The organism is Citrobacter sp. Cpo148 (genome assembly GCF_030332375.1).
GTDB classification, from domain to species: Bacteria; Pseudomonadota; Gammaproteobacteria; order Enterobacterales; family Enterobacteriaceae; genus Citrobacter; species Citrobacter portucalensis.
In genome coordinates this window covers 24,649-39,146 of the sequence record NZ_JAOWHY010000040.1, presented here as the reverse complement: position 1 = coordinate 39,146, position 14,498 = coordinate 24,649, and the positions used below count along the sequence as shown (strand labels likewise).

The following is a 14,498-nucleotide window of genomic DNA, read 5'->3' as shown; positions in this document are numbered from 1 at the left end:
CCCGTGTTACGGGGAAGGAAAATCATGTCGCTAATCACCGATTTACCCGCCATTTTTAATCAATTCTCCGACGCCCGTCAGAAAGGTTTTCTCACCGTAATGGATCTTAAAGAGCAGGGTATCCCGCTCGTTGGGACCTATTGCACCTTTATGCCGCAGGAGATAGCGATGGCGGCAGGCGCGGTCGTCGTTTCACTATGCTCAACCTCTGATGAAACCATAGAAGAAGCCGAAAAAGATCTGCCACGTAACCTGTGTCCGCTGATCAAAAGCAGCTACGGATTTGGTAAAACGGATAAATGTCCGTATTTCTACTTCTCTGACCTGGTGGTGGGCGAAACGACCTGCGATGGTAAAAAGAAGATGTACGAGTACATGGCTGAATTTAAAGCGGTACATGTGATGCAACTGCCCAACAGCGCCAGTGATGCGGCTTCGCGAGCGCTGTGGAAAGCCGAGATCCTGCGTCTGCAGCAGGTAATCGAAGCCCGTTTTGGCACCCCGATTACCGAAGCCGCGCTACGTGAAGCCGTCATTCTAAAAAACCAGGAACGTCGTGCACTGGCAAACTTCTACCGCGTTGGTCAGCTCAACCCACCCGCACTCAGCGGCAGTGACATTCTGAAAGTCGTCTACGGTGCAACCTTTCGCTTTGATAAAGCAGCACTGATCGACGAGCTTAATAGCATGGCCGAGCGGGTACATCAGGAATGGCAGGCCGGGAAACGTCTGGCATCGCGTCCACGCATACTGATAACCGGCTGCCCCATCGGCGGCGCGGCAGAAAAAGTGGTTCGTGCCATTGAAGAAAACGGCGGTTGGGTGGTGGGTTATGAAAACTGCACCGGCGCGAAAGCCACTGAACAGTGCGTGGCGGAAACTGGCGACGTCTACGACGCGCTGACCGATAAATACCTCGCCATCGGCTGCTCATGTATTTCCCCTAACGATCAACGTCTGAAAATGCTCAGCCAAATGGTTGAAGAGTACCAGGCTGACGGCGTCGTCGATGTCATTTTACAGGCTTGCCACACTTACGCCGTTGAATCACTCGCCATCAAACGCCACGTCCGCCAACAGCACAACATTCCCTACATCGCCATTGAAACTGACTACTCCAGCGCGGATATCGGCCAGCTTAGCACTCGTGTCGCCGCGTTCATTGAAATGTTGTGAGGAACAGGGATGACATACTCAATAGGGATAGATTCCGGCTCCACAGCGACTAAAGGTATTTTGCTGGAAAGTAACGTCATCAGACGTCGCTTTCTCTGCCCAACACCTTTTCGCCCTGCCGAAGCAATCGCGCAGGCATGGGAAACGCTGCAGGCCGGGCTGGACGTTAGACCATTTTTAACCCTCACTGGCTACGGACGGCAGCTCGTGGATTATGCTGACAAACAGGTCACTGAAATTTCCTGCCACGGACTGGGGGCACGCTTGCTGGCTCCCGGTACCCGCACAGTGATTGATATCGGCGGTCAGGACAGTAAAGTCATCCAGCTAGATGATGATGGTAACCTCAGCGATTTCTTGATGAACGACAAATGTGCGGCTGGGACCGGACGATTTCTGGAAGTCATCTCACGCACGCTCGGCGCCAGCGTAGAGCAGTTAGATGCGATTACCGCTGGCGTCGAACCACATGCCATCACCAGCATGTGCACGGTTTTTGCCGAGTCAGAGGTTATCAGCCTGCGCTCTGCGGGTGTCGCGCCGGAGACCATTTTAGCGGGTGTGATCAACGCGATGGCCCGACGCAGCGCGAATTTCATCGGACGGCTTTCAGGGCAGGCTCCACTGTTATTTACCGGGGGAGTAAGCCACTGTCATGCCTTTGCTCGTATGCTTGAAGGCCACATTGGCATTCCCGTACACACGCATCCCGACGCGCAGTTTGCTGGGGCGATTGGGGCCGCGTTAATTGGTCAGCGTCAGGGGAAACGTGAGTGAAGGAAACACTGTTCTTGTTTCATACTACCCTCGGCGTCATCAAAACGCGTAAAGCGCTACAGGCTGCGGGTATGTGCTTTCGGGTGGCAGATATTCCCCGCGAGCTACGCGGTGGCTGCGGGCTGTGCATTTACATCGACTGTGTTGCTGGCAAGGAGGATGAGTGGATAATTGCGGGTCATACCGAATCTATCTACCGTCTTGAAAACGGAGACTGGCGCTGCCTTGCCACTTTTCCTCCTTCCTGAACGTGCCAGGGGACTTATTTTTATTTTACTTTTCATTATCATTTACACATGTAATATAACAATTATCAGCTAACAGCGCGAAATGAGAGTCCGTATGTCCCAGGGAAGCCCAGATTCAAATCGTCATGCCATCAGCGTCGCGCTTTTTGGCATGCTGGTCTTAACACTGGGTATGGGAATTGGGCGCTTTCTGTATACACCAATGCTGCCGGTGCTGCTGTCGGAAGGTCAATTTACATTTGACCAACTCTCCTGGATTGCCAGCGCCAACTACGCCGGGTATCTGGCAGGAAGCCTGCTCTTCTCCTTCGGGCTCTTTCATCTTCCCTCTCGCTTACGCCCGATGTTGCTAACGTCCGCGCTCGCTACCGCAGGGCTGATTCTGGCGATGACCAGCTTTACGCAGCCCGCGCTGGTGATGCTGATCCGCTTTCTGGCGGGCGTCGCCAGTGCCGGTATGATGATCTTTGGCTCAATGATCGTTCTGCATCATACCCGGCATCCCTTCGTGATCGCGGCGTTGTTCTCCGGCGTTGGTGCAGGTATTTTGCTGGGTAATGAATATGTCATTAGCGGTCTGCATTTTGCGCTTTCATCGCACACGCTCTGGCTGGGCGCAGCGGCAGCCTCGGCTCTGTTCTTCGTGCTACTGGTTATACTCCTGCCATCTCGCGATCACGTGCTCCCCGCTGCGGCCCCGGTAAAAACAGAGCATCAGCCTATGTCCTGGTGGCTGCTGGCTCTACTGTACGGGCTGGCCGGATTTGGCTACATCATTGTCGCCACCTACCTGCCGCTAATGGCGAAAAGTGCCGGTTCGCCGCTGTTGACTGCCCATCTCTGGTCGCTGGTCGGCATATCGATAATTCCGGGGTGTTTCGCCTGGCTGTGGGCCGCCCGACGCTGGGGAGTATTGCAATGCCTGACGGCGAATTTGCTGATTCAAAGCGCCTGCGTGGTCATGACGCTCGCCAGCGGCTCCTTGCCGCTGCTGGTGATAAGCAGCATGGGGTTTGGCGCAACGTTTATGGGAACCACTTCACTGGTGATGCCGCTTGCCCGTCAACTAAGCGTACCGCGCAATATTAATCTGCTGGGCCTGGTCACTCTGACTTACGGCATTGGACAAATACTTGGTCCGCTATTAACCAGCCTTCTGGGAAGCGGCGCACATGCGATCGTTAACGCCACGGTGTGCGGCGCGGTCGCGTTGTTTATTGCGGCACTTATCAGCCTCACGCAATTATACAAACAGCGTTTCGCCTCGCCCAAAAGGGTATAACCGGCTAACGTCTAAAGAAGATATATTCGGATTAGTCCGTAATTAAATGTCAGCATTTAATAAACCGCAAATAATCGGCAATTACCCGTCAGACAATTTATAATTCCCGGCTGTTCATTTATAAACTCAATTTAAAATGCGTAAAAATGGACATATTAATTCAACATCAACACCATCTTCGGGAAAATTTTATGTCGTGGTTTAAAAAAATACTACTGGGGTTAATTATTTTGGCGGGTTTAATTGGTACGCTAAAGGATTATAAAGACTTTGGCCTGTTTGGCGCACTGGGATTGTTTATTATCTTCCTGTTATCAACAACATTCTTATGGCAATGGGCCTCTGGCAAGTTACCAGAGATAACAAAGTTACATGCCATACTTATTTTACTGGCCAGCGCGGTAGCCTCTATTTTTGTTATCAATATGGCAATTGCCGGAAATTTGCATGTGGATTTAATGGAAGTCATGCGCGTTACCATTACCCATAATCCGCTTTTTTATCTGATCCTCTGCGTGGTCGCATGGGTAAAAGTGGGCATCTGGCAATGGCTGTTTAGCGGTGTACAGATGAAAGAAAGTCAGCCGGTTTAAACTCCAACAGATGTAAAAAAGGCGTCTTAACCAAGACGCCTTTTTCATACCAGAACAAAAAACTTAGAACTGATAGGTCAGACCCGCAACAACCTTGTTGTCGCCGTCTTTGCCATCGAGCAGGTTAATTTTGTAACCCACATCAGCAACCATGTTTTTGTTGAAGTAGTAGTCTGTGCCCAGCGCAACGTATTCGGTCAGATCGTTATTGTTGTTGTCACGCGTATGGACGTAGCCCACGTTCGGACGCAGACCAAAATCAAACACATAGGCCGCCATCGCTTCAAAGTGTTGCGCTTTGTCCGCATCCTGAGGGACATCCTGAGGATTTTTTTTGTGCGTATTCAGGAGCAGGTTGTGGGATTCGCCGTACATGGTCGCAACGTAGATAGCGTTTGCATCATATTTCAGGCCAGCACCCCAGAATTCTGCGTTTTCGCCATCCCATTTACCGTCTGTATTGCCTTTCTTTTGGGCCGCGGTAATTGAGCTATTTGTATAGGCCGCAATGGCAGAAACACCAGAATCCGCGATATTGTCATAACCCAGGGAGAAGCCGTAGCCGTTACCGTGCTGTTTGGTCGGATCCGTATTGGTATCATCCTGACCCTGATATTGCGCACCAACGTTCAGGCCATCAACGGCACCAAACAGATTTTTGGTACGGAGTGTTGCAACGCCAGAAGTGCGTGAAGTAAGGAAGCGGTCAGCATCTTCAAAGGAGTCACCGCCGAACTCTGAGAGAGTGTCAGTGTAAGCTCCCACGTCGTAAGCGATACCGTAGTTACGACCGTAGTCAAAGCTAACGTCATGGCCATAATCCAGACCAGCAAACGCCAGACGTGTATTAACACCATTCTGAGAACCTTCTGCTTTAGCGGCATCAAACTGACTTTCAAACTGACCATAGCCAGTCAGTTGATCGTTGATTTGAGTCTCACCGCGAAAACCCAGACGTGCGTAGGTGCCGTCAGCATCGGTGCCGTCAGTCCAGGAGTGGACCGCTTTCACTTTGCCGTACAGATCCAGTTTGTTGCCATCTTTATTATAAATTTCCGCTGCCTGAGCGGAGGTTACCCCTAATGCTATTACAGCTAATGCCACTACTGACTTTTTCATGTTATTACTCACTTTTAATTGTGAATTTTGCTATCAACTTTGTTATGAAGGCGGAATGCCCACATAAAAAAGTCCCCTCCAGATAAGGGGAAACACCAATAACACACCGAAAAAATATACCAATAAAGGCAATAATGAAGTGGCAAGACCTATTTCAATTTTGGGTTTTAAATAAAACCCGAACAGAGAGTAATTACTTAGATTCTTCGCTTGTGCTCTCATTAATAGAGCGATGCAACATTAATGCCTCGGCAATAATGTCTTGTTTACTTTTACGGGTTTCAAATGCCAGCGTCCGAACATATTCCCATAGAGAAGTATCGACACGGGCACTTAATAGAACCATATCTTTTGATCGGGTTCCCCTGGCTTTTCGGATATCAGGGTAATCTCGAGAGGGCATAGTCATCTCCTGAACGCAAACACGCTTATGGCGATGAAATATGCAGTCAGTGTAAAAACATGTCAACGGCAAAATACAGTCACAATAGTAATGAAACTGTTAATAAACAAAGAAAAACTGGAACACTATTTCAAATGAAAGATAACTTGATTATAGAATAATGTGTAATGTTAGCTTTACACATATTCGTTTTTATTCATTTGATTAAAAAGGCATGAATCATTCACATGTAAAATGACATGCATTCAAAACATCATTGCTGCCAATAAGTTACATATCGTTATTAATGTCTACTTTTACGCAAACCACGTGTTTTTATGCGCTGCTATGCCAGGCGGCCCTGCCCTAACCGCAGCGGAAATCACTTTGATTCTCACTTAATACAGACCAGTTTTGTCTAAAAATACGCACGAAAAGGTAAAAATAAGGTAAATAGCGCATTTTTTCGCAAGCAAAAATAAGTTGTTTTTAATTGATGAAAATCAATTTACATCACACAGAGGCGGCGAAAAAAATGATCATTGAAGACTATGGAAACCATTTTTTACATGAGCTTTAAGACGTAAAAAGAAAGGTTGCCATGCAATGCCGAGCGGGCCGGAACAGCCCGCATGAGAGGTGGTAAAATCAGGCGTTAACTTTATCCAGCGGCCAGGAGTCAAACAGATAGCCATCGAAGTCGATGTCATCAACATTTGAAAACTCCAGCAGGCGCTGTTTGACGTTTTCCAGATGCTGCCACATCGCCAGCTTGGCCGCGCGGGCATCCTTTTTGATTAACGCTGCCAGGATCTGTTTGTGGTCACCCATCCACTCTTTACGATAGTGGGTATCATCGAGATGGCTATGAAGCTGGATCCACATCGGGTTGTTCTCGCGCCACTGCCATGACTGGCGGAACAGCTCCACCAGCATGCTGTTATGCGTGGCCTCGGCGATAGCGAGATGGAACTGCATGTCACCGCTTTCAGAACCGTTCGGTTCGCTGGAGGCCAGCTCCCGCTCTTCCAGTTGCAACGCCTGGCGCATTTTGACGATATCTTCGCGGGTGGCCTGCAGCGCGGCAAATTCGGCGATGTTGCTTTCCAGCAGCTGTCGCGCCTGGAGCAGCTCAAACGGGCCTGCATCATTGCAATGATTCACATCCGAACTGTCGATGGTCTGAGCTTCTGCATTGTCGAGTACGTAGATCCCGGCGCCACGACGCACGTCCACCAGACCTTTAATTTCCAGCATGATTAACGCTTCGCGCACCACCGTGCGAGTGACATTGAGTCTCTCGGCGATTTCACGCTCCGGCGGCAAGCGCTCACCAGGCTGGTACGGCGTCTGGACAATCAGATCGCGGATCATTGCACCCACTTCCTGGTAGGGTCTTTGCTGAGAAGTGTTTGATTTCATCGTGTTATGTCCGTCAGATGCGTCAATTCAGAATCCGGAGGCTGGATGACTGCGCACACCTTATCCGGCCTACCAATAACGTTTTTTCGCCTGAACTATAGCATTTGCGGGAAGCCAAAAACAGAAAACGGGTCAACCAAATTAGTATTTTGATTGACCCGTCATACCAGGGAGGTTATGCGTCAGCGCTTAACGCTGCAACGCACTCGCGTGCGCCGTGTTCACACAGCTGTTGATACGCCGCGGTAACCGTCGCAACAAAGTCGGCGTTTTCAGCCAGATCGTGACCAAAAATGCCGCTCAACCCCAGCAGCGCCGTCACGCGTTCGGCTCCCTGGAATTGTTGGTTAATGCGCTGGAATTCGGCCTGCATTGGGTCGACAACATCAATGACCTGCCCCTGTTCATCCACACCTTGGGTGTAGCGCATCCAGCCCGCGATGCCCAGTGCCAGATGACGCCAGCCGCTGCCGTTTTGCAGATGCAGACGCACCGGATCCAGCAGGCGCTGTGGCAGTTTCTGGCTGCCGTCCATCGCAATCTGCCAGGTACGGTGGCGCAGAGATGGGTTGCTGAAACGCTCGATCAGCAGCGTCGCGTAGGCGTTGAGATCGGTACCTTCCGGCATCGACAGCGTCGGCGCTTGCTCCTGCATCATCAGCGCAAACGCCGCTTTGCTGTACGCTGGATTGGTCATGGTGTCAGCGATGGTTTCATAACCGCCAAGATAGCCCAGATAAGCGAGGAAAGAGTGGCTGCCGTTGAGCATGCGCAGTTTCATCATTTCAAACGGTACTACGTCGGCAACAAACTGTGCGCCGACTTTGTCCCAGTCAGGGCGACCGTTAACAAAGTTGTCTTCAATCACCCACTGGCGGAACGGTTCGCAGGCGATAGCGCACGGATCGTAAACGCCCAACTGGTCGGCAATCTCCTGCAACGTTTCTGGCGTTGCCGCCGGAACAATGCGGTCTACCATGGTGCACGGGAAAGTGGCGTTTGCTTCAATCCACTGCGCCAGCTGCGGGTCACGCGCCTGCGCCAGGCCCAGCACCGCGACTTTCGCCACATGCCCATTTTCACGCACGTTATCGCAGGACATCACGGTAAAGGCCGCCAGCCCCTGCTCACGACGCAGATGCAGCGCCTGTACGATGTAACCAATCGCCGATTTCGGCGCGGCTGGATTTGCCAGATCGTGTTTAATCAGCGGGTTATTGAGATCTAACTGGCCGCTGGCAGCATCGGTGCAGTAGCCTTTTTCCGTGACCGTCAGCGAGACAATTGCCGTCTGCGGGCGTGCCATGGCCTGTAAAATACCATCACAACCATCAAGCTCCGGGTGCAGGGCTTCTTTCATTGAGCCAATCACTTTCAGCACGGTATTGTCCGCGCCTTTTTCCGCCACGGTATACAGCAATTGTTGCTTGCGCAGGTTTTCAATCAGTATGCAGTCATTACCCGGCATCAGGTTAACTTCACAGATACCCCAGTCGCTGTCGGTGGTTTCCAGCAGATGGTGGGTGTACAGCGCCTGATGCGCGCGGTGAAAAGCGCCGCATCCCAGGTGAACAATGCGGGATTGCAGACGAGAGCTGTCCCATGCGGGGCGCGCAACCGGCAGGTTGCTATTGGCAATTGTCGTTGTCATCGTGAACTCCAGATCCCGTCGGAAAGACCAACGGTGAGAAAAGAAAAAAGCCGGCCAGACAGGCGACCGGCAACACTGCTTTAGCGGCTAAAGAATGCGCGCTGGATAGCCATCTCAACGCCACGCACTTCCGCCAGGCCTTTCAGGCGACCAATCGCGGAGTAACCTGGGTTGGTTTTCTTTTTCAGGTCGTCAAGCATCTGGTGACCGTGGTCCGGGCGCATAGGGATCAGATCCTCTTTGCCCTCGGCTTTACGGCGCTGTTCTTCCTCAACGATCGCTTTCACCACTTCGTACATGTCAACGTCGCCATTTAGATGCGCCGCTTCATGGAAGGTTTTCGGGTTATCTTCACGCAGCGTGGAGCGCAAATGGGTGAAGTAAATGCGCGGGCCAAACTGTTTGATCATGTCGACCAGGTCGTTATCCGCACGAACGCCGTAGGAGCCGGTACACATGGTGAAACCGTTCGCCATGCTGTTGACCGTATCGACCATCCACTGCATATCTTCCACGGTGGAAACAATGCGTGGCAGGCCAAGGATTGGGCGCGGCGGATCGTCCGGGTGTACCGCCATGCGCACACCGACCTCTTCTGCTACCGGAATAATCGCCTTCAGGAAGACGGCAAAATTCTCACGCAGCGCAGCTTTATCGATATCCTTATAGCGTTCAAGATGCTGGCGGAACTGGTCGAGCGTGTAGCCCTCTTCCGCGCCCGGCAAACCGGCGATGATATTGCGGGTCAGACGTGCTTTGTCTTCTTCGCTCATGGTGGTGAAGCGTTCATGCGCCTGCGCAATCTCTTCGGCGGAGTAGTCCGCTTCCGCGCCCGGGCGTTTAAGGATATGCAGCTCAAAGGCGGCAAATTCAATTTGATCGAAACGCAGCGCTTTGGAGCCGTCCGGCAGGACGTATTCCAGGTCGGTACGGGTCCAGTCGAGAACCGGCATAAAGTTGTAGCACACGGTACGAATGCCGCACTCGGCCAGGTTACGCAGGCTTTGCTGGTAGTTGGCAATCCACTGCTGATAGTTGCCGGAACGGGTTTTAATGTCTTCGTGGATCGGTACGCTTTCGACGACCGACCATACCAGGCCCGCCTGCTCAATAATGGCTTTGCGTTTTAGGATCTCATCAACCGTCCACACTTCCCCGTTCGGGATATGGTGCAAGGCAGTGACAACGCCCGTTGCACCCGCCTGACGCACATCCGCTAAGGTGACCGGATCGTTAGGACCATACCAGCGCCATGTCTGTTCCATGTTTTATTCCTCGTTTACGTTATGGACTCGACGATATGGCACATAAATTCCTCCTTTTGGTATTACATGTCAACCTGAAGCGATAAATTGGTTAACCAAATCACGATATCTGCTGACCATACCGCTAATTAACGGCCATACAACCCAGTATTAATGTAAACATGTAACGCAATGTGACATTCATCGCATCATAGGTTGACCAATATATGTAACATCTCAACCAAAATCATAATAGTTCAACCAAAGTAAGGTAGACGTTATATGCACGTTCTCAATATTCTGTGGGTTGTATTCGGCATCGGCCTGATGCTGGTGCTCAATTTAAGATTCAAGATAAACTCGATGGTCGCTCTGCTGTTGGCGGCACTCTCGGTCGGTATGCTGGCGGGAATGGATTTAATGGAACTGCTGCATACCATGAAATCCGGTTTTGGCAGCACGCTGGGGGAGCTGGCGATTATCGTGGTATTCGGGGCAGTCATCGGTAAGCTGATGGTTGACTCCGGCGCGGCGCATCAGATTGCCCATACGCTACTGGCGCGACTCGGTCTACGTTACGTGCAGCTGTCGGTGATCATTATTGGTCTGATCTTCGGCCTGGCGATGTTCTATGAAGTGGCGTTTATTATGCTGGCACCGCTGGTGATCGTCATTGCCGCGGAAGCGAAGATCCCGTTCCTTAAGTTGGCGATTCCTGCGGTTGCCGCCGCCACCACCGCTCACTCACTGTTCCCACCGCAGCCGGGTCCGGTCGCGCTGGTTAACGCCTACGGCGCTGACATGGGCATGGTTTACATCTACGGTATCCTGGTGACCATTCCGAGCGTGATCTGCGCCGGACTTATCCTGCCGAAATTCCTCGGCAACCTCGATCGTCCAACGCCGTCATTCATGAAGGCCGACGTACCGGTTGACCAGAACAACCTGCCGTCCTTCGGCGTGTCTATTCTGGTGCCGCTGATCCCGGCGATCATCATGATCTCCACCACCATCGCCAACATCTGGCTGGTGAAAGGGACGCAGGCGTGGGAAGTGGTCAACTTCTTAGGCTCCTCGCCGATTGCGATGTTTATCGCCATGGTTGTCGCCTTCGTGCTGTTTGGTACCGCGCGCGGTCACGATATGCAGTGGGTGATGAACGCCTTTGAAAACGCGGTGAAAAGCATCGCCATGGTGATCCTGATCATCGGCGCGGGCGGCGTACTGAAGCAAACCATTATCGATACCGGCATCGGCGATACCATCGGCATGCTGATGTCGCACGGCAATATTTCTCCCTACATCATGGCGTGGTTGATAACCGTGCTGATTCGTCTGGCAACGGGTCAGGGCGTGGTCTCAGCCATGACGGCGGCGGGGATTATTAGCGCAGCGATCCTCGACCCGGCAACCGGTCAACTGGTGGGCGTCGACCCGGCGTTGCTGGTGCTGGCAACAGCGGCCGGCTCCAACACCCTGACCCATATCAACGATGCTTCGTTCTGGCTGTTCAAAGGCTACTTTGACCTGTCGGTGAAGGATACGCTGAAAACCTGGGGTCTGCTGGAGCTGGTAAACTCCGTGGTTGGCCTGATTATCGTGTTGATCATCAGCATGATTGCATAACGTCGATACCGCTCTGGCCTATAGCGCCAGAGCGGTTTTCCATCCTGCCTCAACAATCCTCAATAATCAGATACACCGCCTTCACCGGGCCATGCACCCCGACCACCTTGATAAGCTCAATATCCGCCGTCGAGCTGGGTCCACTGATGATATTAATGCATGATGGCATACGCTCACCGGCCTGTGCTTTCTGATGCAGTTTTTCTGCCAGCTGCGCCACGCGCGGCAGAATGGTGCTTTTACGCAGCACGAAAATCGAGGACTCCGGCAACAGGCTCAGGGAGCGCCCGCGCTCTGGTGCGGAAAACAGTACCACGCCGCCGGACTCGGTCAGGCCATACTCGGCATACACCACGCCCACTTTCGCCTGCTCGGCCTGAGTAATATTTTCGCTACCACGCGCTGGGTCCCAGACCACAGCGTGGCATTCCTGCTGTAAGCGTTCGGTGATACCCAGATCCACCAGCCGACTGTCGCCGCTCAGCACCACAGGCTGCTGACCCAATTCTTTACACAGGCGCAGCGCCGCGTCTGCGGCCTGGTCCTCGCTGGTCAGTTCGCAGCGGGCCAGCATCACTTCGCTGGCAAACTGGATAAACGCAGAGCAGCGCTGCTCGGGGCTAAGCTCGGTCAGGCGCTCGTTGGCATAGTTGTTAACCGGCGCGGCATCTGCTTGCGGCTCGAAGCGCAGCGGGCGACCCAGCGCCTGGGCGATGGTGTTTAAAAACGCGGTACGGTTATCCATTCTTTTTCTCCTGCGCCTGATGTTTCTTAAACCAGCTACGGAAGCTCTCGCCGTCAGCATCAGGCAGATCGCGCGCCTCCATCCAGTCACCAATCGCGCCAACCTTGAGCGGGGTTTTGCCGCCATTGATAAACCAGCTCGCCGCATGCGCGCCCGCCATCATCCCGACTTTCCACAGCCCTGGATGGCTATTGGCATAGGCGAACATTTTGATCGCCCGTCGCTCGGCTTTCGGCGTAATGCCCTCCTCGGCCATCACCCGGCGATGACGCAGGATCAGTTTTGAAAGCGGAATACGCACCGGGCAGACGCTGTCACAGGCCGTGCATAAAGAACAGGCGTACGGCAGGTCTTTAAAATCTTTATAGCCGCCGAGCAGCGGAGAAATCACCGCGCCGATAGGTCCAGGATAGATAGAGCCATAGCCATGTCCGCCGATGTGGCGGTACGCCGGACAGGTGTTCATACAGGCTCCGCAGCGGATGCAGCGCAGCACATCGCGAAACTCTGAGCCCAGCACTTGCGAGCGACCGTTATCGACAATCACCAGATGGAACTCTTCCGGTCCGTCAACGTTATCCGCCTCACGCGGGCCGGTCAGCCAGGTGTTGTAGCCCGTCAGACGTGCGCCCACGGCGCTGCGCGCCAGCATGGTGATCAGCACATCCACCTCGGCAAAGGTCGGCGCGATACGCTCCATGCCCATCACCGCAATGTGCGTTTTCGGCAGCGTGGTGCACATGCGCGCGTTGCCTTCGTTGGTCACCAGACACACCGAGCCGGTTTCCGCCACGGCAAAGTTACAGCCAGTAATACCGATTTCGGCACTGAGGAAATCCTCGCGGATCTTCTGACGAATGAACAAGGTCATAGCTTCCGGGGTTTCCGGGCCGTCGTACCCCAGACGTTCGTTCAGCACGCGGCGGATCTGGTAGCGATCTTTATGAATCGCCGGGACCACGACGTGCGAAGGCGGATCCTGATCCAACTGCAGAATATATTCCCCGAGATCGGTTTCGATCACCTGGATTCCGGCATCCTGCAGCACGTGGTTGACGCCGATTTCTTCGGTCACCATCGACTTGGACTTCACCACCTTCTTCGCATTTTTACTCTGCGCGACCTGCAAAATGTAGCGAGTGGCGTCTTCTTTGGTTTTGGCGAAATAGACGTGTCCGCCGTTTTCCGTCACTTTCTCGGAGAGTTGGTACAGGTAAGCGTCGAGGTTGCTCAGAACGTGATCGCGGATCTGGCTGGCACGATCGCGCCAGTCTTCCCAGTGGCCTAACTCATCGACCATTTTTTGCCGATTCGCGCCGATACGCTCCTGCGCATTAGCCACGGCTTTGCGCATGATCGGATCTTCTATCTGCTGACGAATACGCAGTTTAAATTCTACATCGCTGGTTTTTATCGACATCTCTTTCCCCTCAGCGGCTCATCAGCACTTCAGCAATATGCATCACTTTGACCGGCTGGCCTTCCCGTTGCAGTCGGCCGCCAATGTTCAGCAGGCAGCTAACGTCTGCGCCAATCAAATATTCCGGCTTTGCATCCATCAGATGTAAGACTTTCTCTTTCACCATCTCACCGGATATCTCGGCCATCTTGACCGAGAACGTCCCGCCAAAGCCGCAACAGGTATCCTGATCGGCAAACGTCAACAGCTCCAGTCCACGCACGTTTTTCAGCAGCGTGAGCGGCTCTTCCTTCACCCCCAGTTTGCGGGTCAAGCTACAGGAAGGATGATACACAGCGCGGCCCTGGAGGCTGGCACCAACGTCCACCACGCCCAGTTTGTTGACGATAAAGGAGGTGAGATCCTGCATACGCGCGGAAACTTTCTCAGCACGCAGCGCCCATTCCGGTTCATCGGCCAGATACGTCGGGTAGCTTTTTACCGCGTAGGTGCAGGAGCCTGCCGGGGAGATAATCGGATCGTCGTTGTCTTCCAGCGCGGCGATCAGGTTTTTCATCCCGGGGATCGCCTCTTTGATGTATCCGCTGTTGATGGCTGGCTGACCGCAACACCCTTGCTTCTCGGGGAAATTCACGCGACAACCCAGTTTTTCCAGCAGCAATACGGAGTCTCGTGCCATCCGTGATTTCAGTGCGTCACCAATGCAGGTAACAAAGAAATTTACATTCACAATAACTACTCCATTGCTTCATTTCTGTTTATTGCGCTTGATATCGCGATATCAAGCAAAGATTCAGCTGTATTTCACGCCCA

The 14,498-nt window shown here is 52.8% G+C and carries 14 protein-coding genes; 6 read left to right on the top strand and 8 right to left on the bottom strand.

Translation table 11 applies throughout. The features are described 5' to 3' along the window. Nucleotides 1-24 precede the first annotated feature (24 nt). The 5 genes from OGY10_RS04435 (at nt 25) to OGY10_RS04415 (ending at nt 4,076) form a co-directional block, all read left to right on the top strand. Nucleotides 25-1,176, top strand: coding sequence for a double-cubane-cluster-containing anaerobic reductase (locus OGY10_RS04435; RefSeq protein WP_191226455.1), 1,152 nt, complete (start codon nt 25-27; stop codon nt 1,174-1,176). Between the two features lie 9 nt (nt 1,177-1,185). After that, nucleotides 1,186-1,953 (top strand): putative 2-hydroxyacyl-CoA dehydratase activator YjiL, encoded by a 768-nt coding sequence (gene yjiL, locus OGY10_RS04430; protein ID WP_008786095.1) that lies wholly within the window; start codon nt 1,186-1,188, stop codon nt 1,951-1,953. Next, entirely contained in the window at nt 1,950-2,201 is a 252-nt protein-coding gene (locus OGY10_RS04425; protein ID WP_057067059.1) for a putative Se/S carrier protein, read from the top strand. The genes yjiL and OGY10_RS04425 overlap by 4 nt, the downstream gene beginning before the upstream one ends. A gap of 94 nt (nt 2,202-2,295) precedes the next feature. Continuing rightward, nucleotides 2,296-3,483, top strand: a complete 1,188-nt coding sequence (locus OGY10_RS04420) for an MFS transporter (RefSeq protein WP_191226456.1) — start codon at nt 2,296-2,298, stop codon at nt 3,481-3,483. Between the two features lie 191 nt (nt 3,484-3,674). After that, nucleotides 3,675-4,076 carry a hypothetical protein gene (locus tag OGY10_RS04415; protein ID WP_032942287.1) on the top strand — a complete coding sequence of 134 codons (402 nt, stop codon included), beginning with the start codon at nt 3,675-3,677 and terminating at the stop codon, nt 4,074-4,076. A 63-nt stretch (nt 4,077-4,139) separates the two neighbouring features. Here OGY10_RS04415 and OGY10_RS04410 read toward each other — a convergent pair whose 3' ends face one another. From OGY10_RS04410 to uxuA, 5 genes are all read right to left on the bottom strand, one after another. Then, a complete protein-coding gene (locus tag OGY10_RS04410) occupies nt 4,140-5,195 on the bottom strand; it encodes a porin (protein WP_191226457.1) in 1,056 nt (351 codons plus the stop codon). 193 nt (nt 5,196-5,388) lie between these two features. Further along, nucleotides 5,389-5,598, bottom strand: coding sequence for a hypothetical protein (locus OGY10_RS04405; RefSeq protein ID WP_003830087.1), 210 nt, complete (start codon nt 5,596-5,598; stop codon nt 5,389-5,391). A gap of 627 nt (nt 5,599-6,225) precedes the next feature. Further along, nucleotides 6,226-6,999 (bottom strand): Uxu operon transcriptional regulator, encoded by a 774-nt coding sequence (gene uxuR / locus OGY10_RS04400; protein ID WP_008786090.1) that lies wholly within the window; start codon nt 6,997-6,999, stop codon nt 6,226-6,228. A gap of 175 nt (nt 7,000-7,174) precedes the next feature. Beyond that, a complete protein-coding gene (locus OGY10_RS04395) occupies nt 7,175-8,650 on the bottom strand; it encodes a fructuronate reductase (protein ID WP_191226458.1) in 1,476 nt (491 codons plus the stop codon). An 80-nt stretch (nt 8,651-8,730) separates the two neighbouring features. Next, entirely contained in the window at nt 8,731-9,915 is a 1,185-nt protein-coding gene (gene uxuA / locus OGY10_RS04390) for a mannonate dehydratase (RefSeq protein ID WP_103285819.1), read from the bottom strand. A 261-nt stretch (nt 9,916-10,176) separates the two neighbouring features. On the opposite strand from uxuA, the gene gntP reads away from it, so the two are divergent. Next, nucleotides 10,177-11,520, top strand: a complete 1,344-nt coding sequence (gene gntP, locus OGY10_RS04385; RefSeq protein WP_003033260.1) for a gluconate permease GntP — start codon at nt 10,177-10,179, stop codon at nt 11,518-11,520. 49 nt (nt 11,521-11,569) lie between these two features. On the opposite strand, the gene OGY10_RS04380 is transcribed toward gntP, so the two are convergent. The 3 genes from OGY10_RS04380 to OGY10_RS04370 are packed head-to-tail and all read right to left on the bottom strand — an operon-like array spanning nt 11,570 to nt 14,415. After that, nucleotides 11,570-12,265: a LutC/YkgG family protein gene (locus OGY10_RS04380; RefSeq protein ID WP_057067064.1), complete on the bottom strand. Its 696-nt coding sequence runs from the start codon at nt 12,263-12,265 to the stop codon at nt 11,570-11,572. Continuing rightward, entirely contained in the window at nt 12,258-13,685 is a 1,428-nt protein-coding gene (locus OGY10_RS04375) for a LutB/LldF family L-lactate oxidation iron-sulfur protein (protein ID WP_008786085.1), read from the bottom strand. The genes OGY10_RS04380 and OGY10_RS04375 overlap by 8 nt, the downstream gene beginning before the upstream one ends. A gap of 10 nt (nt 13,686-13,695) precedes the next feature. Further along, nucleotides 13,696-14,415: a (Fe-S)-binding protein gene (locus tag OGY10_RS04370; protein WP_001102107.1), complete on the bottom strand. Its 720-nt coding sequence runs from the start codon at nt 14,413-14,415 to the stop codon at nt 13,696-13,698. Between the last annotated feature and the right edge of the window lie 83 nt (nt 14,416-14,498).

What these genes read in the sequence shown, in the direction of transcription:
- OGY10_RS04435 (WP_191226455.1), top strand. Translation starts at nt 25, where the DNA reads ATGTCGCTAATCACCGATTTACCCGCCATTTTTAATCAATTCTCCGAC.
- yjiL (WP_008786095.1), top strand. Translation starts at nt 1,186, where the DNA reads ATGACATACTCAATAGGGATAGATTCCGGCTCCACAGCGACTAAAGGT.
- OGY10_RS04420 (WP_191226456.1), top strand. Translation starts at nt 2,296, where the DNA reads ATGTCCCAGGGAAGCCCAGATTCAAATCGTCATGCCATCAGCGTCGCG.
- OGY10_RS04415 (WP_032942287.1), top strand. Translation starts at nt 3,675, where the DNA reads ATGTCGTGGTTTAAAAAAATACTACTGGGGTTAATTATTTTGGCGGGT.
- OGY10_RS04410 (WP_191226457.1), bottom strand. Translation starts at nt 5,195, where the DNA reads ATGAAAAAGTCAGTAGTGGCATTAGCTGTAATAGCATTAGGGGTAACC.
- OGY10_RS04405 (WP_003830087.1), bottom strand. Translation starts at nt 5,598, where the DNA reads ATGCCCTCTCGAGATTACCCTGATATCCGAAAAGCCAGGGGAACCCGA.
- uxuR (WP_008786090.1), bottom strand. Translation starts at nt 6,999, where the DNA reads ATGAAATCAAACACTTCTCAGCAAAGACCCTACCAGGAAGTGGGTGCA.
- OGY10_RS04395 (WP_191226458.1), bottom strand. Translation starts at nt 8,650, where the DNA reads ATGACAACGACAATTGCCAATAGCAACCTGCCGGTTGCGCGCCCCGCA.
- uxuA (WP_103285819.1), bottom strand. Translation starts at nt 9,915, where the DNA reads ATGGAACAGACATGGCGCTGGTATGGTCCTAACGATCCGGTCACCTTA.
- gntP (WP_003033260.1), top strand. Translation starts at nt 10,177, where the DNA reads ATGCACGTTCTCAATATTCTGTGGGTTGTATTCGGCATCGGCCTGATG.
- OGY10_RS04380 (WP_057067064.1), bottom strand. Translation starts at nt 12,265, where the DNA reads ATGGATAACCGTACCGCGTTTTTAAACACCATCGCCCAGGCGCTGGGT.
- OGY10_RS04375 (WP_008786085.1), bottom strand. Translation starts at nt 13,685, where the DNA reads ATGTCGATAAAAACCAGCGATGTAGAATTTAAACTGCGTATTCGTCAG.